The 19,267-nt window shown below is 60.9% G+C and carries 19 protein-coding genes; 11 read left to right on the top strand and 8 right to left on the bottom strand.

Features of this window, described 5'->3' with window-relative positions:
• The first annotated feature begins 95 nt into the window (after nucleotides 1-95).
• The gene (locus JK213_RS09855) at nucleotides 96-1,055 is read left to right on the top strand and encodes a TraB/GumN family protein (RefSeq protein ID WP_322783051.1); all 960 of its coding nucleotides are present in this window, start codon (nucleotides 96-98) and stop codon (nucleotides 1,053-1,055) included.
• A complete protein-coding gene (locus JK213_RS09850; RefSeq protein ID WP_194262780.1) occupies nucleotides 1,055-1,834 on the top strand; it encodes a tetratricopeptide repeat protein in 780 nt (259 codons plus the stop codon). Before JK213_RS09855 ends, JK213_RS09850 begins: the two co-directional genes overlap by 1 nt.
• Here the strand turns inward: JK213_RS09850 and JK213_RS09845 are convergent.
• From JK213_RS09845 to JK213_RS09810, 8 genes are all read right to left on the bottom strand, one after another.
• Nucleotides 1,828-4,224 (bottom strand): TonB-dependent siderophore receptor, encoded by a 2,397-nt coding sequence (locus JK213_RS09845; protein WP_194262779.1) that lies wholly within the window; start codon nucleotides 4,222-4,224, stop codon nucleotides 1,828-1,830. The genes JK213_RS09850 and JK213_RS09845 overlap by 7 nt on opposite strands.
• Nucleotides 4,225-4,435: 211 nt before the next feature.
• Nucleotides 4,436-5,359, bottom strand: a complete 924-nt coding sequence (locus JK213_RS09840; RefSeq protein WP_194262778.1) for a bifunctional riboflavin kinase/FAD synthetase — start codon at nucleotides 5,357-5,359, stop codon at nucleotides 4,436-4,438.
• Nucleotides 5,356-6,039, bottom strand: coding sequence for an acireductone synthase (mtnC, locus tag JK213_RS09835; protein ID WP_194262777.1), 684 nt, complete (start codon nucleotides 6,037-6,039; stop codon nucleotides 5,356-5,358). Before mtnC ends, JK213_RS09840 begins: the two co-directional genes overlap by 4 nt.
• 9 nt (nucleotides 6,040-6,048) lie before the next feature.
• Nucleotides 6,049-6,594 (bottom strand): acireductone dioxygenase, encoded by a 546-nt coding sequence (locus JK213_RS09830; protein WP_194262776.1) that lies wholly within the window; start codon nucleotides 6,592-6,594, stop codon nucleotides 6,049-6,051.
• A 2-nt stretch (nucleotides 6,595-6,596) separates the two neighbouring features.
• On the bottom strand, nucleotides 6,597-7,223 hold the full coding sequence (locus JK213_RS09825; RefSeq protein WP_194262775.1) for a methylthioribulose 1-phosphate dehydratase: 627 nt from the start codon (nucleotides 7,221-7,223) through the stop codon (nucleotides 6,597-6,599).
• Nucleotides 7,223-7,477: a twin-arginine translocase TatA/TatE family subunit gene (locus JK213_RS09820; RefSeq protein WP_194262774.1), complete on the bottom strand. Its 255-nt coding sequence runs from the start codon at nucleotides 7,475-7,477 to the stop codon at nucleotides 7,223-7,225. Before JK213_RS09820 ends, JK213_RS09825 begins: the two co-directional genes overlap by 1 nt.
• A gap of 82 nt (nucleotides 7,478-7,559) precedes the next feature.
• Nucleotides 7,560-8,036 carry a CHAP domain-containing protein gene (locus JK213_RS09815; RefSeq protein WP_153430703.1) on the bottom strand — a complete coding sequence of 159 codons (477 nt, stop codon included), beginning with the start codon at nucleotides 8,034-8,036 and terminating at the stop codon, nucleotides 7,560-7,562.
• Between the two features lie 2 nt (nucleotides 8,037-8,038).
• On the bottom strand, nucleotides 8,039-8,653 hold the full coding sequence (locus tag JK213_RS09810) for a regulatory protein RecX (protein ID WP_194262773.1): 615 nt from the start codon (nucleotides 8,651-8,653) through the stop codon (nucleotides 8,039-8,041).
• 65 nt (nucleotides 8,654-8,718) lie between these two features.
• Here JK213_RS09810 and JK213_RS09805 point away from each other — a divergent pair, with 65 nt between their 5' ends.
• The 9 genes from JK213_RS09805 (at nucleotide 8,719) to JK213_RS09765 (ending at nucleotide 19,267) form a co-directional block, all read left to right on the top strand.
• Nucleotides 8,719-10,296, top strand: coding sequence for a D-aminopeptidase (locus tag JK213_RS09805; protein WP_194262772.1), 1,578 nt, complete (start codon nucleotides 8,719-8,721; stop codon nucleotides 10,294-10,296).
• 168 nt (nucleotides 10,297-10,464) lie between these two features.
• Entirely contained in the window at nucleotides 10,465-11,661 is a 1,197-nt protein-coding gene (locus JK213_RS09800) for an aspartate aminotransferase family protein (protein WP_194262771.1), read from the top strand.
• A complete protein-coding gene (gene argF, locus JK213_RS09795; RefSeq protein ID WP_322783050.1) occupies nucleotides 11,658-12,602 on the top strand; it encodes an ornithine carbamoyltransferase in 945 nt (314 codons plus the stop codon). The genes JK213_RS09800 and argF overlap by 4 nt, the downstream gene beginning before the upstream one ends.
• A complete protein-coding gene (locus JK213_RS09790; RefSeq protein ID WP_194262770.1) occupies nucleotides 12,602-13,531 on the top strand; it encodes an Hsp33 family molecular chaperone HslO in 930 nt (309 codons plus the stop codon). Before argF ends, JK213_RS09790 begins: the two co-directional genes overlap by 1 nt.
• Nucleotides 13,528-14,487, top strand: coding sequence for a hypothetical protein (locus JK213_RS09785; RefSeq protein ID WP_194262769.1), 960 nt, complete (start codon nucleotides 13,528-13,530; stop codon nucleotides 14,485-14,487). Before JK213_RS09790 ends, JK213_RS09785 begins: the two co-directional genes overlap by 4 nt.
• 19 nt (nucleotides 14,488-14,506) lie before the next feature.
• On the top strand, nucleotides 14,507-15,328 hold the full coding sequence (locus JK213_RS09780) for a hypothetical protein (protein ID WP_194262768.1): 822 nt from the start codon (nucleotides 14,507-14,509) through the stop codon (nucleotides 15,326-15,328).
• A 152-nt stretch (nucleotides 15,329-15,480) separates the two neighbouring features.
• Nucleotides 15,481-16,182 (top strand): gluconate 2-dehydrogenase subunit 3 family protein, encoded by a 702-nt coding sequence (locus JK213_RS09775; RefSeq protein ID WP_228125545.1) that lies wholly within the window; start codon nucleotides 15,481-15,483, stop codon nucleotides 16,180-16,182.
• On the top strand, nucleotides 16,182-17,957 hold the full coding sequence (locus JK213_RS09770) for a GMC family oxidoreductase (protein WP_408869899.1): 1,776 nt from the start codon (nucleotides 16,182-16,184) through the stop codon (nucleotides 17,955-17,957). The genes JK213_RS09775 and JK213_RS09770 overlap by 1 nt, the downstream gene beginning before the upstream one ends.
• Nucleotides 17,954-19,267, top strand: a complete 1,314-nt coding sequence (locus JK213_RS09765) for a cytochrome c (RefSeq protein WP_194262767.1) — start codon at nucleotides 17,954-17,956, stop codon at nucleotides 19,265-19,267. Before JK213_RS09770 ends, JK213_RS09765 begins: the two co-directional genes overlap by 4 nt.

Here is a 19,267-nt window from a genome sequence, read left to right as displayed (position 1 = left end):
GCGACAGCAATGCAGAGCCGTCTCAAAGCGGGTTGCCGGGACAGCGGGACTGGCGGATGATGTAGGATATAACGCTTTTTTCAGAAGGCAGATCCGTGCGGTCACATCGTCTTTTCCAGTCTGTTGCAGGGCTTGTGCTGGTTTTCTGCACGGGAGCCTTCGCGCAGGCACCCCGTTGTCCGGCGGCGGCGAGTGTGCCGGATAAGGCCCGGATGGGGCAGATGTTCAGGACGGCTCCGGACCGGGGCTTTTTGTGGAAAGTGACGAAGGACGGGCATTCGTCCTGGCTGTACGGAACGCTGCATGTGGCAAAGCAGGACTGGCTGATGCCCGGTCCGCTGACGCGGGCTGCGATCCTGCACAGCAGCGAGGTCGCACTGGAGCTTGATCTGAACGCGCCCGACACCGCGACCAGCCTGCGTCAGCCTGAAGATGCAGCGCGCTGGGCGCATCTCGTGCAGTCCGGACGCAAGGCGAAGGTGGATGCGCTTATGGATCAGCAATGTGTGCCGAGTGCGGCGTTCGCCCATGTGGCTGTGGGCGTCGAAGCAGCGGGCGTCGAGGCACTTTCGGCGCGCGGGGATGGATATTATCCCGACTATGCTGTGGATGCCGTGCTTCAGGGCATGGCAGGCAGTCTGAAAAAACCGCTGATCGGCTTGGAGACGGTGCAGATGCAGCGTGACCTGCTGATCGGGCCGGATCAGGCAGATGAAGATGCGTTCATCGACGACATCGTCAAAGGCGTGTCATCGGGCAAGACACAGGCCGAAAACCGGCGGCTTGCGGAAATGTGGGCGTCCAGTGACGTGAAGCGGCTGGATGCGTACCGGGATTGGTGTGACTGTCTGAACACCGCGCAGGAACGGCGCTTCATGTCGCGGCTTCTGGACGATCGGAATGTCGGCATGGCTGCGAAAATTGCGAAGATCCATGAAAACGGAACCTCGCTGTTCGTGGCGGTGGGCTCCCTTCATATGGCAGGGCCGAAAGGACTGCCTGCCCTTCTGCGGAAGGACGGGTTCACGGTCCAGCAGATCGTGCCGGCACTCTGATGAAGCGGATCGTTCGGAAATTTCTGGGCCGCAAATCCCGCCCCCGTCGTCCTGAGGCTCCTGTGCTGCCGCCGCAGATCGAGGAGATCCGGCAGGGTGCGCTGAAGGGTCAGCATCTTCAGATCGTGCAGTGGGGGCAGGTGCTGCTGGACAGCGTGCATGTTCCGCATGATCCGGCAGGGGCGCTGGAGTGGTTCACGATTGCGGCCAGTGCCGGGTTCGGGCCGGGGCACAACATGCGCGGGCGGTGTTTCCAGTTCGGCTGGGGCTGTGAGAAGGATCTGCAACAGGCGGCACAATGTTACGCAGCGGCCGCCGCAGCGGGCGACGAATGGGGCCGGTATAATCTGGGCATCCTCACCATGCGCGGGATCGGCATGGAGGCGGATCTCGCGCGGGCGCTCGATCTGTTCCGCACGGCCGCTGGTCACGGTCATGCGAAATCCATGAACCTCTATGCGCGGTTTCTGGAGGAAGGCTGGGTTGTGCCCCAAGATCGGATAGCGGCGCTGGACTGGTACCGGAAATCGGCCGAGGGCGGCGATTATCGGGGGCAGCATAATTACGCGACGGCGCTCGTGGATGCCGGGAAGGTCGAAGAGGCGCTGGGCTGGTGGCGTCAGGCTGTTGTGGATGCGACGTCCGACATCCTGCTGGCGATGGACCAGAAGCTCACGGCGCTGGGGCCGCAGGGCGATGCGGACCTGCTGGGGCGGGTCCGCGAGCGCCTGAGGGAGATGGGAATTTCTCCTTCAGGCGAGGCTGTTTCGGTTCAGTAATTCGCCGAAAGATTGAAGAGGAAAGAGCGGCCGACGGACGGGGTGGCGCGGTCGCTGAACAGGTTGCTGTAGTTCAGGCGGTTATCGAGGTTGTAGCCGTTCATGGCCACGCGCCAGTGCTTGCCGAAATTATGCGAGATGACGGCATCCCACTCCATGGTCGCAGGCACCCAGCCCGTATTGGCGGCATTCAGATACACGCCATCACGCCATGTCAGGCCACCGCCGAACGTGACATTCCACGGGCGATTGGGCGCGATCGTATAGGTGGACCAGATCGTGGCCGAGTTTTTCGGGGCGTACTGGATGCGCTTGCCAAGATCGGCCGCCGTCTGGGACCAGACGGTTGTAGCGTCGTAGTAGGCGTAAGTGCCGATCATCGTCCAGTTCTTCAGAATCTCGCCCGAGACGCTGAGTTCGACACCCTGGTTCCGCTGGCGGTCGCTGGAAGACGACACATCCCCGGTCGAAGGATCGGTCATGAGGGCGTTGCCCTTCTCCAGACGGAACACGGAAGCCGTAAAGCCCATCCGGCCATGGAACGCGTTATACTTCGCGCCCAGTTCGTACAGGCTGCTGCGTTCGGGACTGAACCCCTGCGTCGAGGATTTCAGGGGTTCGGAGCTGTTCGTCACATACAGGCCGAGCGGCGTGGTGGACTGCGCCCAGTTGAAATAGACCATGAGGTCGTTGGTCGGTGTGTACATCAGGCTGACGGTCGGGTTGAACGTGTCCTGCGTCTGTCCGTACGATACCCCGGCGCCTGTGGTTCCACCGTTGGCGGAGTAATGGCTGTCCCAGTGGTCCCAGCGGAAGCCACCACGGATCGAAAATTCCGGCAGAAGCCACATCTGTTCGGAGAAGAACGCACCCACATCGGTGGCATCGCCCGTCTTGTAGAGCGCACGGCCGACACCGGGAATGTTGACGAGGGTACCGCTATACTGGCCAAGCGTGCCGAGCAGCAGGCCGGGCTGTGTGGCGGAAGGATTGGTCAGGCTTGTCGTATCGGTCCGCGTGCCGTTCTGGCCATTGAAATTATAGGCGTAGTTGGTGCGCCGGTCATAAATATGCGCGACGTCGACGCCTGCGATGATCTGATGACGGATGCTGCCTGTGGAGAATTTTGCAACGCCCGAAAAGACGTTCTGCACGGACCAGTCGTCCTGCTGGTAGGGCTCCGGGCCGCCCAGATGGCCGCGCCGGTTAATGGTCGCCGCCTCGGGGTTGTTAAAATAATTGGCCACGCAGGTTGTATCGCAGCCGGGCTGTGAAGCGGAGAAATACCGGCTGTACATGCCGCCGCGCAGGTCGTCATACAGCGTGATATGCTTGTTCAGGTCGAATTTCAGGCGGCCTGTCAGCATATCCACGTTCGAGGCATCCTGATCGTAAGTTGTGCCGTACCAGTTGTTGCGGTTCAGGCCATACTCCGTCAGAGGCTTCGCAATCCGCGTACCCGGCTTGGTCACGACCGGCACGCCATAATCCGGCACGCGGTTGTCGGTCTGGTGGAAATATTCGAGCGTAAACGTCGTGCGCTTGCCCAGACCGAACGCGATCGACGGCGCGAGACCCCAGCGGTGCGAATAGACGTTGTCGCGGCCGACCGTGTTGTTCTCGTTGCCCATGCCGGTGATGCGGATGGCCGTAGAGTCCCCGATTTGTTTGTTGAAATCGAGCGTGCCCCGATAGTAGTCCGCTGAGCCTCCCGAGAAGCTGCCGCCATAGCTGTCGCCGAGATGTGCGACCTTGGTGGTAATGTTGATGGCGCCACCCGTGGTGCCATTACCGAAGACTTCGGAAGACGGTCCCTTGATGACCGAGACATGGTCGTAATCGAAGCTATCGCGGGTATAGACGCCGAAATCGCGCAGGCCGTTCTCGTAGATGTCGTTCTGGGCCTGAAAGCCGCGGATGAGGAACTGATCGCCCGCCATGCCGCCCTCGCCCTCACCGACGGAGGCTGTGATGCCCGGCACGTTACGCAGGGCTTCGTCGAGGGATTTGACGTTCTGCTGCTGCATCAGAAGCTGGGGGACGATGTTGATCGTCTGCGGCGTATGCAGCGCGTCTTCCGGCATCCGGCTCAGGCCCATGGTCTCGTGCAGGATGTTCATGGGCGAGCCCAGAACCTGAAGATGCTCGTCTTCACCGGGGGCGGCGCTGACGCTGTTATCCGCCGTTTTCGGAGTGGGTGTTGCACTCTTCGGGACTGCGGATTTGGCGGCCTGCGGCGGGAGTACGGTATTTTTGGGAACGGGCTGACGACGGGCTTTGTGATGATGCCGGGCATCAGTCTGCTGGGCATGGGCTGCGGTACAGACAAACGTCAGACCAGCGGCCAGAGAGAGCGGGCCCAGAGGAGGGCGAGGTAGTCTGGACGACATCGGATCACGATCCTGCAAACGAAAACTGATGCTGTCCTTAAAGATTTATTGAGAATTATTCTCAATACAGATTCCGCAAGAATGCGAAGGATTCTCATTCTCTCTTTAGGAAAGTGACCGAAATGACACACAATGTCATACAGAAAAAGCCCTTCCCCGAAAACGGAGAAGGGCCGCGGTCCATCGAGGTTCAGGTGATTGAGAAGAAGACTCAGTTGGCCAGAATGGCGCGGGCCTGCGCGGCGTCGGCGGCAATCTGGGCTTTGAGTTCGTCCAGACCGGAGAAACGCTTTTCCTCACGCAGTAGCGCAATCAGGGCGACGCTGAGGATCTGGCCATACAAATCTTCGTTGAAGTCGAAGAGATGGACTTCAAGACGGCTTTCCCGACCATCATTGATCGTGGGACGACGGCCGATATTGGCAACGCCGGGGATCACCCGGCCATCCGGCAGCGTAACGCGGGCAGCATAAACGCCGCGCGCGGGTTCGAGATGCTGGGTCAGGGGAATATTGGCGGTTGGGAAGCCGAGAAGACGCCCGCGCTGGTCTCCGTGCATGACAGGACCGGTAATGCTCCAGGGACGTCCCAGCTCCTCGGCGGCGCGCTCTGGATAACCTTCCTGCAACAGGCGACGGATGCGGCTGGAGGAGATCGGGCCGCCCTCATCGACAAGCTGCGGCACGATGGTCAGGCCGATTCCGTGTGGCGCGAGAAGCGCCTCAAGACGGTCGATATTGCCGTGTCGGCGATGGCCGAAGGCGAAATCCGCGCCACAGGCCACGTGCGCCACGCCGAGGCCGTTCACGAGGACATCGTTCACGAACCGGTCGGCACTCAGACGGGAGAACTTCGCATCGAACGGGATCTGAAAGACATGTTCCACGCCCTGCCCGCCGAGGGCTGAAGCGCGGACATCCGGCAGCATCAGGCGGAACGGCGGGTCCTGCGGGCGGAACAGGGTACGGGGGTGCGGGTCGAACGTAACGACTGACAGCGGATGATCGGGACGAGCCATCCGCAATGTGTCGAGGAGATGCACATGGCCGCGATGTACGCCGTCGAAATTGCCAAGCGCTGCCACCGTATTGCGGGCGGAGGCAGGGATATGGCGCCAGTCCGTGTGCAGGATCATGCGACGGGCAGGCCAAACTGGCTGGAAACGGCGTTCAGGTCGGGAGCCTGCGCGACACCCCGATGTGGGACAGTGCCGTCCTGTTCCCGAACGAGTTGGCAGACGCTCATGCCCACCGTCCGGGCGGCGTCCAGCTCTGCGCCGATATCGGACAGGAACAGGATTTCGTCTGCGGGCAGACCGACGGCGGCGGTGATCTTTTCGTAGGAGGCCGCGTCTTTTTTTCCGCCGGTTGAAAGATCGAAGAAGTCTTCGAACAGAGGCGTCAGATCGCCTTGTGCTGTATGGCCGTAGAGCAGTTTCTGCGACGGGATGGAGCCGGAGGAATAGACGGCAAGACGCAGGCCGCCTTTCGACCATGCTTTCAGGGCGGGCGGGACATCCGGGTACAGATCAGCCTGAAGGGTACCGTCCTCAAACCCCTGACGCCAGGTCAGGCCCTGAAGCGTCTTGAGAGGGGCCGCCTTCACGTCCGCTTTCATCCAGTCCTGACAGACTTTCAGCGGGTCCTGTCCCGGATATTCCATGACGATATCCGCCCGCGCCGCCACGACCGTCGGGTTCGTGTGGTCCTGCATCAGGGCCGGAAGGGCCTTGGCCGCATAGGGGAACATGACGTCCCGCACGAAAGAGATCGGCAGGGTTGTGCCCTCGATATCAAGCAGGACGAGACGGATCATGGGAGACTTTCAGGGAACTTCAGCGGGGAAGCGGTTGGCGATGTCATCGCCGGTATATTGCGCGATCCAGCCGGTCGTGTCGGTGAAGACGCGCAGGGCCACCACGTCCGGATTCGGCCCGGCGTCGAACCAGTGCGGGACGCCTGCGGGGACGGAAATCAGGTCCCCTTGGGTACATAAAACGGAATAGACGCGCCCGCGGATATGGAGGACGAACGCACCCTGCCCATGCACGAAGAAGCGAACTTCGTCTTCGCTGTGAGTGTGTTCGGAGAGGAATTTTTTCCGGAGTTCCGGAAGGTTTGGCGTGGACGCGTTGATCCGCACCACGTCGGCACTTCCTGCGCCCGTCTCGCCCATCAGCGTGTCGAGATAGGGGCGATAGGCCTCCAGAACCTCTTCCGCCGGAGCGTTGGGGGCCGGTGTGACGGGCGCCGACCAGCGGTCGAAGCGGATGTTGTGCGGTCGCAGGGTTTCCGCGATCTCGCCGGGGGTGGTGACGTCCAACAGAATCGTGTCGGGGGCATCGTCGCGATAGACGGTCAGGCGGCTCATGATCAGGCCTTTCTCTGCAGACGGGCGAGTTCGCAGGCAAGCAGGAACTCAAGCCCTTCGAGACGGGCCAAGGCCGTGAACATGTCCTTGCCCCAGACATAAACGCCGTGGCCGCGGATAAGATAGCCAAGGCGCATATCCGCAAGCTTTGGTGCAACGACCGTGGCCAGCCGGGCGATATCCTGATCGTTGTTGAACAAGGGCAGTTCAAGGCTTGTGTCATGGGTTGTCTGGCCCTCGAAAACCTTGAGGACTTCATAGCCTGCCAGTGTGATCGCGTCGGACGGTTCATCCATCGAAAGGATGGTCGCGGCGACGGAATGGCCATGCAGAACGGCGCCGATCGCGGGGTCATGGGCGTAAAGCTGCGTGTGCAGCAGCGTTTCCGCACTCGCGCGATTGGCGGGATCGACCGGCACGCCGTCCGGCGTGATCTCGATGACGTCGCTGTCCGTCAGGAAGCCTTTGTGGCCGCCGGAGCGCGTAATGGCGATCCGACCATCCGGCAGACGGCATGACAGATTCCCCGCTGTGGCCGGAACCCAGCCGCGTTGGTCCATCCGCTGGCCAGCGCGTACGATCTGGCGGCTGGCATTGCCCCAGCTTTCATCAACCTTGAGGTTCTGCATCAGACCTGATTGCGGTGCGTGTCGCTGCTGGTCGTCTGGCTGTAGCCGGGGTTCTGGTTCGGCGGCGAAATATGACCCGGAGCCTGCGGGGCGTCCGACGCGGTCATGGATTCATCGTCGGCCATGTTCTTCTTGAAAGACTTGATGCCCTTCGCAAAATCTCCCATCAGGCCGCTGATCTTGCCGCCGCCGCCAAACACGACGAGCAGGACAACCGCCAGAATCAGCCAGTGAACGGGGCTCATGCTACCCATAGTGTGTTACTCCGAAAAGCGAGGGGATCCACCCGAGGCCTCATCATGTGGCAAGGCTTGGACGATTGTGCAAGCATTCCTCTCAGGAAGCATCGTCACTGTCATGCGATGATATGAAGCCATAGGTCGGGTAAGCGCGCTTTCCCAGACCATGAACCGGCGCCCACCAGACCCGCACCAGCGTCCAGTCATTGCGGGCCGACACATCCGTCACGGGGACGGCGTGGTCGATGCGGCCGGGCTCCCAGTTGGCATGATCGACGAGGATCGTGCGGTCTGAAACCTGTCGGCGCACGATGGAGACATGGCCGCTGGGAACCCGGGACGTGGCGCGGAAAACCAGCACTTCTCCGGGACGGGGCGTATGGGTGTGGGCATAGCGTCCACTGGACTGCCCCCACCATGAAGCCGCACTTCCGCTCAGTTTCAGGCCGGTGCGTTCACGGGCATAGGGCGCACATTGCAGCGGGCCGTTGAAGCTGGCACGGCTGTATTCGTAGCGATTGCCACAGGCCGCGAGCATCACGAGCAGACCGAGCGGCAGGAAGCGGGATGTCATGCTCACAGACTCCGAAAGGCGATGATGCGGTCTTCCGCCTCATCAGGGTCCATGTCGAGCACGCTTTGCGCGACATCACGGGAGAAGCCGTTCCGGGCAAAGACTCCAAGGGTCTTGAGAGAATCGTCGTCTTCGCGGTCAGGTCGCTGGAACGGGCCGAGACGACGCTTGCGGGCCAGAACGAGGGCGGCAGCGAGTTCGGCTTCCCGTGCGCTGCTGTCCGAGCGTTCGCCCAGCGAGTCGTTGAGGGCGTCGCGGACCGTCTCCTGATCGACACCTTTGTTGGCGAGATGCGCTTCCACCGCGCGGCGGGACCGACCGGTGCGGGTCAGGCTGGTGGCACGGTTGCGGGCAAACCCAGCATCGTCCACGGCGCCCAGATCGGTCATGGACGCGACGATTCCATCGATGGCGGGGCGCAGGGCGGCAATGGCGGATTCGATATCTTCGTTCGGCAGACCGGCATGCGACGCACGCACGCCCCAACGGCGCAGACGACGGTCCAGCATCTGACGCAGCCCCTGTTCGGTCGTGGCGAAGCGGGCGAGATGTGTCAGCGCGGCCTCACGCAGGGACGCGGCATCCGGAACGGGGGGCGGGGCGGGATTGTCCTCCATGATGGGACAATTATGCCGGGTGAAAGGCATTTACGGCAAGCCGGTCTGGAGCCATCATTCCCTCCATGAGCGATTCACTTTTGACCCGTCTTGAAGCGGCCGTCTCCGCCCTCCCTGCCCGCTTTCCCGGCCCCGGCGGGGCTGTGGCCGTTTTGAAGGACGGTGAAGTTCTGATCCGGCATGGCTGGGGCTATGCGAATGTGGAGCGGCGCATTCCGTTCACGCCGTCCACGCTGTTCCGTATGTGCTCCATCACCAAGCAGTTCACCTGCGGCACGCTGCTTGATCTGTATGACGATCCCTCCGAGCTGGATGCGGATGTGGATGCGCGCCTGCCGCAGCTCGACGAGCCTTCGCCGGGAATGCTGCATCTGGCTCACAACCAGTCAGGGCTGCGGGACTACTGGGCCGTGGCGATGCTGCATGGTGCGCCCATCGAAGGCGACTTCGGAGACCGCGAGGCACGGCGCGTTATTGAAGGAACGCGGACGCTCCAGTTTCAGCCCGGCACGTCCTATTCCTACGTGAACCAGAATTTCCGGCTGATGTCCGACATTCTTCAGGACCGGACGGAACGCAGCTTCGCCGAACTGCTCCAGACGTCGATCTTCAATCCGGTTGGCATGGAACGCGCCATTCTGGCCGCCGATACGCGTGCCATGCCGGATGGGACAGTCGGCTATGAAGGAACCGTGGAGAGCGGCTTCCGTCCGGCAGTCAACAATGTCATCTGGACGGGAGATGCCGGACTTGGGGCGTCTCTGGACGACATGATCGCGTGGGAGCGGTTCATTGATGAAACCCGCGACGCGCCGGACAGTCTGTATCGGCGCCTGACCGCGCCGGTGATGTTCAGCGACGGTCAGGCCGCGCCTTATGGATTCGGCCTGCAACGCAGCACGATGTTCGGGCGGGACGTCACGATGCATGGCGGCGCTCTGCGGGGCTGGCGCTCCCATCGGCTGCATGTCGCGTCCGAGCGTCTGTCAGTTGTGGTGATGTTCAATCACATGAGCGCGGCACAGGTTGCGGCGGCGCAGATTCTGGCAGCGGCTCTGGGTGTTCCATACGAGCCGGACCGCAGCACGCAGCCTCCGACCGCGCTGTATGGGACCTATCTGGAGCGGGAAACGGGTCTGTCGGCCCGAATCGAACCCGCTCCCGGTGGAGCAACACTGCGCTATCTAATGGTACCGGAGGTTCTGGCAGGGATTTCGGCAACGCGGGCCGAAGCTGGATCGGTCGTCGTAAAAGCGCAGGAGACTGCGGAGGGACCGGAAGTCGTGGTGGAGCGTCCGGGAGAAAACCGGACGAGCATCCTTACCCGCTGCGACGAGACGCCCGGCGAGGATATTGCTGAACTGGCTGGCGTCTATCGCTGCGAGGAACTGGACGAAGCCGCAGTCACCATCACACTGGCGGGTGGCGTGGTTTATGGCGGTTTTTCGGGAATTCTGGGCGATGGACGGATGGAAATGCTCCAGCGTCTGGCAAAGGATGTGTGGGTTCTGCCCTGCCCGCGCGCACTCGATCATACGGCTCCCGGAGACTGGACGCTGGCCTTCGAGCGGCAGGGCGGGAGCGTGACGGCGGTACGGGTCGGGTGCTGGCTGGCGCGGGATCTGCTGTATCAACGGGTCTGATTTGCCGGGTTGACCGCCACATTCCGGCACGCCGGGGTTTGACGGAACCCCGTTCTGCCCTTCACTATGCGCTGGCGGAATTTGAAGCCCTGCTCCGGGCAACCGGAGCAGGGTTTTGCGATTCCGCATGAACCGTTTCGTTTTCAACCAGATATTCAGAGATCCATCATGATCCCCGCGCTGATGCCGAACTACAAACGTGCCGACCTCGCTTTCGAGCAGGGCGAAGGCGTCTGGCTGACGGCGACGAACGGGCGACGATATCTGGATTTCGGGGCCGGAATTGCCGTGACCTCGTTGGGACATGCCCATCCGAAACTGGTGAAAACCATTGCGGAACAGGCCGCAAAGGTCATGCATGTCTCGAACCTGTACCGGGTTCCGCAGGCGGAGGCGCTGGCGGAACTGCTGGTGCAGAACACGTTCGCGGACTCCGTGCTGTTCTGCAATTCGGGCGCCGAAGCCAATGAAGGCATGGTCAAGATGATCCGCCGCGCCCAGTTCGAGAACGGGCATCCGGAGCGGACCAGCATTCTGTGTTTCGACGGAGCCTTTCATGGCCGGACGCTCGCCATGATCTCCGCGACGGGCAACCCCGCTTATCAGAAGGGCTTTGGCCCTGTGGTGGAGGGGTTCGACCATGCGCCGTTCAACAACACCAACACGCTGCGTGAGGCCATTACGCCGCACACGGCCGGCATCATCGTCGAGCCCGTTCAGGGTGAGAGCGGCATCAAGCCTGCGACCCGCGAGTTCATGGAAGGGCTGCGCGCCGTCTGTGACGAATACGGGCTGTATCTGGGTTTTGATGAAGTCCAGACGGGCGTTGGCCGGACGGGCAAGCTGTTTGCGCATGAATGGTATGGCATTCGTCCGGACGTGATTTCGGTGGCCAAAGGCATTGGCGGTGGCTTCCCGCTTGGTGCCGTGCTTGCGACGGAAGAACTGGCGCGACACCTGACACCGGGCTCCCACGGGACGACCTTTGGCGGCAATCCGCTGGCCTGTGCGGCCGGGGTGACCGTTCTGGAAGAAATCCTGAGCCCCGGCTTTCTGGAGCATGTCCGCACGGTCGGGGATGCGTTCGGCAAGATGCTGGAAGACGTTGTCAGCCGCTCGGAAGGCGTTTTCGACAATGCCCGCGGTCTTGGACTGATGCGCGGCCTACACTGTGTGCCGCCTGTGGGCGACGTCATGCAGGCCGTTCTGGATCAGGGCCTTCTGACCGTAGGCGCTGGAGACAATGTGCTGCGTCTCGTCCCGCCGCTGATCGTCACGGAAGCGGAATGTCGTGAGGCCTGCGAGCGGCTGGTGAAAGCCGCTTTGTCCCTGAAAGCCTCTGCCACGCAGGAGAAAGCATCGTGAGTGCGACAACAGCCCCCCGGCACTTTCTGGATCTGCGCGATTTCAGCCCCGAAATCATCCGGCAGATCATTGACCTTTCCGCAAAGGTCAAGGCTATGCAGAACGGGCGCCGTCAGCCCCTGCATCCGGATCGCCCGCTGGAAGGCCGTACCCTCGGCCTGATCCTCGCTCAGCCTTCGACGCGCACCCGCGTGTCGTTCGAGGTCGGGATGGGGCAGCTTGGCGGGTCCGTTTCGGTGCTTTCGCCGGGTGATATGCAACTTGGCCGGGGCGAGACTGTAGCCGACACCGCCCGCGTCCTGTCGCGTTTTCTGGACGTAATCGTTCTGCGGACCGGGAATGACGCCAATCTGCGCGAACTGGCGAAGTGGAGCTCGGTTCCGGTCATCAACGGCCTGACGCCCGTCTCCCATCCGATCCAGATTCTGGCGGATGTCCTGACGTTCGAGGAACATCGCGGGCCGATCCGCGGCAAAACGCTGGCCTGGATCGGCGACGGCAACAATGTCGCCACGTCCCTGATGGAGGGCGCGGCCCTGCTGGGCTTCAATGTCCGTCTGGCAACACCGGAAGAATTCGCGCCCAATCCGGACGCCGTGGCGTGGGCACGCGCCCATGGTGCGACGATCGAGGTCTTCCGCGATCCGGCGGAAGCCGTCGCGGGCGCGGATGCCGTGCTGACGGATACCTGGGTCAGCATGGGCGACAAGGACCGTGAAACCCGCCTCAAGGTGTTCCAGCCCTATCAGGTCGATACGGCGCTGATGGCAAAAGCTGCACCCGATGCCCTGTTCCTGCACTGCCTGCCTGCCCATATTGGGGAAGAAGTGACGCCAGAGGTCTTTGAGGGCCCGGCGTCCGTTGTCTTCGATGAGGCGGAAAACCGCCTGCACACGCAGAAGGGCCTGCTGCTTTGGGCTCTCGGGAAAGAAAACGGTTGATGGACACACCCCCCTTCCTCGACACGAACCGGCCTGACGTTCCGAACATGGTCGTCTCGGGCGGCGTTACGCCCTTTTATCTGGAACGCTCCCCGGTACGGGGACGTCTGGTGCGACTTGGGCCTCTGGCAGATGCCATCCTGTCGCGACATGACAATCCCGATGCGGTTTCGCAGCTTGGGGGAGAGGCGTTGGCCCTCGTGGCGGCCATGGTGTCGGCTCTGAAGTTCAAGGGGGCCTTTTCCCTCCAGATCAAGGGCGACGGTCCGGTTTCGATGCTCGTGACGGATGCCACAGACAGCGGGGATCTGCGGTTCTTCGCGCGTCTGCGCGAGGATGCGGACCGGGATGCCCTCCCTGAGACGGCCAAGGGCCTTCTGGGGGACGGCTACATGGCGTTCACCATCGATCAGGGGCCGGACATGGACCGGCATCAGGGCATCGTGGATCTGACCGGCACGACGCTGGCGGACATGGCCGTGAACTATTTCCAGACCAGCGAGCAGCATGACTGCTGGATACGGCTGTTCTGTGCGCAATCGGCGGATGGATGGAAGGCCGGGGCACTTGTTCTGGAGCGGATCGCGGCAGAAGGCGGGATCGAGGCGTCCGAACAGGATGAGGACGCCTGGGAAACTGCCTGTACGCTGGCCGCGACAGTGACGGAGCAGGAGATCCTTGACCCGGACCTGTCCAACGAGCGCCTGATCCAGAGGCTTTTCGGCACGCTGGACGTCCGTGTTGGGACGCCACGCGCGCTGGCTTATGGCTGCCGATGCAACCGGGCGAGGCTGGCCTCCGTTCTGGAGACATTCCCCGAGGACGACCTCGACCATATGGTCGAAAATGGCGCCATCACGATGAACTGTGAATTCTGCAATGTCGGTTTCCGCTTTACGCGCGGGGAACTGGGAGAACGGACTGCATGACGCTGCCCCTGCTTGATGGCGTGAAGCTCGATGGCTTTCCGGTCGAGCAGCTTTACCCCGGCTGGAGTCCGAGCAGTCGGGATGTTGTGGCGGATGATTTCAGCGTTGTGGTTTTTAAGGAAGACGCGACCGGCAAGCAGGCCTGCTGGTGGCTTGAAGGGGATGACTACTGCGCAAGTCATGTTCTGACGCTCGATGAGGCCGCCCGGAAGCGTCTTCTGGTGGCGATGGACAGAGTGTTCTGGCCGCTGGCGACTGGAGTTTTAGGTGCTCCCCTCCCCCCGCAGGCCAGTCCGTCCTGCGAAACTTTGCCTGAAATCGCCGTCAATGAACTCTCCGGCTCATGGATTGGAGGGTTTGCGCCCCATACGCTGCTGCTGCCGTCTGGTCATGCCGATAGCGGCGAAGCCCTGTCCTGTCCGAACGGGCGGCAGATTGCTGAAAACCGGCTCACAGCCCTGCTGGCAGCCCAGCGCGGGCAGGGTCCGCTGATCGTCTCGTCGCCCTTCACGGCGCTGCCGCTGCTGGCCCAGATCACCTTTCAGGTGCAGTCGCTCAGTGTAAGCCGCTTTCAGGACGCCGATACAGTATTTTACCTGATCTGGAATAAGGCATTTCCGGCGCTGCGTCCGTCTTTTTACTATCCCGATGCTCCGATGCTGATCAGTGACGATCCAGGAGCCGCAATGATTCCGGGGCTGATTCTGGGCTGGTATGCCCGTCATCCCGAACATGTTTCCCTGATCCGGGACGCCCGTCCGTTCAGAGCGGAAGATTTTGGGGTCGGGCAGGCTTCCGGCTTTCGTTCAACGCCCCCGGAAGAAACGCCGCCTCCTTCGCCTCCCGAAAAGGCGCCGTCTTATACGCTGTCCCAGCCGCCAGCGCCCACTTCCCACTTTCCAGCCTCTGGACAGAGGCTGAAAAGCCGGATCAAGTCCCTTTTCAGTCGTCGGTAAAGCCTTCAGGAGACAGGATATGCGCATACGTTACTGGACCGGTCTGGGAGCCCTGATGCTGTCTCTGGGTCTGACGGCCTGCTCGGACGGAACTGCGGACGAGACATTTCCCCCGACCGATTACAGCTATCTTCCCCAGATCCATCTGAATGTGGCTTCGATCGACGTTCAGGACGAAGCGCCTGCCGCACAGGATTCCCTGTCGGCCAAAGCACCCATTGCACCGGATCAGGCGCTTAAAAATATGGCCGCACAGCGTCTGGTCGCCAGCGGGACTTCGGGCAAGGCAGACTTCATCATCAAGCAGGCCTATCTGAACCGTGCGGGCGACAATGCGGTGGAAGGCGCCATGGATGTGCAGTTGAATGTCGCGGATGCCAACAACCAGCATACCGGATTCGTTCATGCCCGCATCACGCGCAAGCTGGACGCCGGAGACCGCGATCCGACATCCCGCAAGGAACTCTATACCCTTACCAACCAGATGATGCAGGATATGAATGTGGAGCTGGAATTTCAGATCCGCAAGAAGCTCCTGTCCTGGATAACGGATGCTGCGGGAACGCCAATCGTCAATGGCGGCGTAGAGCAGCAGACACTGGGCGTACCGGGAGCTAAGCCGGTCACAGCACCCACAACGCCCACACTGAGCACACCGGATACGGCACCTCCTACATCTGCAAAAACCGTAACGCCCGTTGTTGCGGCCCCCAGTGCTCCGGATGCTATTTTCCCGACGGGTGCAGAGACCGACACCACAACCACGCCCGCCACCGTCCAGCGCTCACCCCAGCCCGGAACCCTGCAACTTCCTTCAACGGGCAGTTCCGCAACCCACTGAATTTCAGTTCGGGTTAAGGCCTCTCGACAGGTTGTGATGAGCGGTCGTCTGGCGGGCTTCATCTGTCTTCGTTAGAAAACAGGCTTTGTAAATTACCCATTTCCATATTTTCTATACCCTTTGGTTCTATCCCCGAAGAAAGCTGTGCGCCCATGGAACCGACATTGAACAATCCACTGCGCCGCAGTGTCATGAAAGGCCTTCTGGGAACCACGTCATTCTGGGTGGCGTCAGGAAATGCCCACTGGGCCGAAGCTCTGGCGGCTGAAGCGGCCCAGCCCTATCGTCCAGTTTTTTTCGATGTTGCGGAATACCAGTTTCTCGAATCCGCTTGCGAACGCCTGTTTCCCGCTGACCATAACGGCCCGGGCGCAAGGGCGCTCGGTGTTGCGGAATTCCTGGACCGGCAGATGCAGACCCCATACGCTTTGGGGGAGAACTGGTACATGTCCGGCCCGTTCGAGCAGGGACCAGCCAATCTGGGCTACCAACTGCCGTTCGTCCCCAAGGACCTGTACCGCAAAGGGATTGCAGGCGTGGAGCACTACGCCCGTCAGCAATACGGGAAGGGATTTGCGGCTCTGTCCGCTCTGCAGCAGGACGAAATCCTGACAGCCCTGGAAGGCGGATCGGTACAGCTTGGGGACATTCCGGGGCGTGTCTTTTTCGAACAGCTTCGGACCAACACACTAGAAGGAGCTTTTGCCGATCCGCTTTACGGTGGCAACCGGGGCCTTGGGGGATGGGTCATGCTGGGCTTTCCCGGAGCCCGAGCAGACTTCATGGACTGGGTGAATCAGGAAGGTGCGTACTACCCCATCGGTCCGGTTTCCATTTCCGGGGAGACTGCCTGATGGTCAAACATATCGATGCGATCATTGTAGGCGCCGGCTGGGCCGGATCAATTATGGCCAAGGAATTGACCGAAGCCGGTCTGTCGGTCGTCATGCTTGAGCGGGGGGCGGAAAGAACGACGCCCGTTGAAGGAGCCTATCCGGAATCAATTGATGAACTGCGCGGAACCATCCGCAAACGGCTTTTCCAAAACCTCTCCCAGTCGACACTGACGATCCGCAATACCATGGACCAGACGGCCCTGCCGTACCGGCAGCTCGCAGCCTTCCTGCCCGGCGAAGGCGTCGGCGGTGCGGGTCTGCACTGGTCTGGCGTCCATTTCCGCGTTGCCCCAGAAGACCTGAGGCTCCGCAGTGCCGTAATCGAACGATATGGCGAGAAATTCATTCCCGAAGGTATGAACCTTCAGGATTATGGCGTCAGCCACGACGAGCTCGAACCTTTTTTCGACAAAGCAGAAAAGGTTTTCGGGACATCAGGCGAAGCTTACAAAGTTCAGGGAAAAATCGCTGGAGACGGGAATGTTTTTTCCCCGGATCGTTCCGATAATTTTCCACTTCCAGCCATGAAAGATACTTTTTCAGCATCAGTTTTCCGGGATGCCGCGAAAAATGCCGGGTACCACCCCTATTCGCTTCCCGCGGCCAACGCTTCGCGGCAATATACCAACACTTACGGCTGCCAGATGGGGCCATGTAATTTCTGCGGTTATTGCAGCGGGTATGACTGCTACCTGTATTCAAAAGCCTCACCCAACGTAAACATCCTGCCTGTCCTGCGGCAGGATCCGAGATTTTCCCTTATCCCGAACGCCCATGTTCTACGCGTCGATCTCGACAGCACGAAAACAAAAGCGACTGGCGTCACATATCTGGATACAAAAACCCGGAAAGAAACCTCGCTCTCGGCGGATCTGGTTATTCTGGGGGCGTTCCAGTTCCACAACGTTCATTTGATGCTCATGTCCGGGATCGGAAAACCCTACGATCCCGTTAGCAACACCGGAACAGTCGGGCGCAATTTCGTCTACCAGACGATCACGTCCTCACGCGTCTGGCTGCCGCCTTCGACCTATACGAACCAGTTTGTCGGAGCGGGCGGAGCCGGGGTTGCCATTGACGATTTCAACAGCATGAATTTCGATCACGGACCGCTCGGTTTTGTGGGGGGATCGCCTGTCTGGGTCAATCAGGCGGGCGTAAAGCCGATTGCCGCCGCACTCGGCGCCGGAGGGGGAGGCACGCCACGCTGGGGTTCCGCCTACAAGGACTCCCTCGTCAATACTTACAAGCATTCACTCGGTATCGACGCCCATGGCAGCAACATGGCGTATCGGGATGTTTATCTGGATCTCGACCCAACGTGGAAGGATGCTTACGGGCAGCCGCTGCTCCGCATGACCTTCACATGGAAGGATAACGACATCCGTATGAACCAGTATGTCGTGAGCAAAATCGAACCCATCGCCCGCGCCATGGGCGCGACGAAAATGAATCTGGTTCATCTCAATGCGGGTCAACCCTTCGACACACGCACCTATCAGACCACCCATCTGGGCGGGGGCGCTATTATGGGAGAAAATCCCCAGACCAGCGCGATCAACCGCTACCTTCAGAGCTGGGATGTGTCCAACGTCTTTGTCATCGGGTCGAATGCGTTTCCGCAGGGTATGGGATATAATCCGACGGGAATGGTGGCTGCGCTCGCATACTGGGCCGCGCATCATATCCGTGCAACCTATCTCAAATCCCCTGGCCCGCTGGTGAAAGCATGAAGGGAACCCTCTTTGTAGCCCTCATTCTCGGAGCCGGACTTACGGGATCTGCGGTCGCGCAGGATGCTGACACAGCTACTCTGGAAAAAGGACGCTATCTGGCAGCTGCCTCCGACTGCGCGGCATGTCATTCCGTTCACGGAAAACCGGAATATTCCGGAGGAGTATCATTTTCTCTCCCTATGGGGAAAATCTACTCCACCAATATCACCCCCGACCCCGAACACGGGATCGGACGCTATACGGAAGCACAGTTCAGCCGTGCCGTACGGGAAGGCATTCGCCGGGATGGCTCAACCCTTTATCCCGCCATGCCATTTCCCTCATATGCCCGGATGACAGACAGCGATATTCACGCATTGTTTGTCTATTTCAGGAAAGGCGTCCCAGCAGCGTCCGTTGCAACGCCGGACAACGAGATTAAGTGGCCACTGTCCATGCGTTGGCCACTCACGTTCTGGCGCTGGATTTTTGCGCCCACGCCTCATAAAGCCATCACCCGCACCGCCGGAGAATTTACCGATCCCCAACTGGCACGGGGCGCCTATCTCGTGGAAGGGCCTGCCCATTGCGGAGCCTGTCATTCTCCACGCGCCATCACCATGCAGGAAAAAGCCCTGACGGCCGATGGCGGCAGTCTTTATCTGTCTGGTGGAGCCGTGGTGGATGGCTGGACGCCTCCGTCCCTGCGTCAGGAAAACCGGACCGGACTGGGCCGCTGGCGTGAAGAGGACATCGTGGCGTTCCTCAAGACTGGCCGCGCCGAGACCGGAAGCGTCTTCGGCTCCATGACGTCTGCCGTTCTGCATGGCACACAGAAACTGACTGATGAGGATTTGCGGGCGATCGCGCATTACCTCAAAAGCCTTCAAGCGGCCGACCAGTCCCAGACACCCTGGACCTATGACCCCACCATTACGGACCAGCTTCACAAAGCGGATCTCTCATCGCGGGGCGCGCGCGTCTATATTGATCGCTGCGCCGCCTGCCATCGTACTGACGGCAAGGGATATCCTGCCGTCTTTCCGCCGCTGGCAGGCAATCCCGTCGTGATGCAGACCGACCCGGTGTCGCTCGTTCATATCATTCAGGCTGGCGCGCCCCTTCCTGCCATGACCGCCGCGCCATCCTCCTTCACGATGCCTGCGTTCAACCACAAGCTGACCGATCAGCAGATTGCCGATGTCGTGACGTTCATCCGCCATGCGTGGGGCAACAACGCCTCCCCTGTTTCGGCAGAAGACGTGCAACAGTTCAGCAAAAGCATGCCACCCTCCGATATGGCGGATGACACACCTGCGCTGAACTGA

Origin of the sequence: Gluconobacter sp. Dm-44 (genome assembly GCF_018256175.1) — a bacterium.
GTDB classification, from domain to species: Bacteria; Pseudomonadota; Alphaproteobacteria; order Acetobacterales; family Acetobacteraceae; genus Gluconobacter; species Gluconobacter cadivus.
This window is presented reverse-complemented; position numbering and strand designations above follow the sequence as displayed.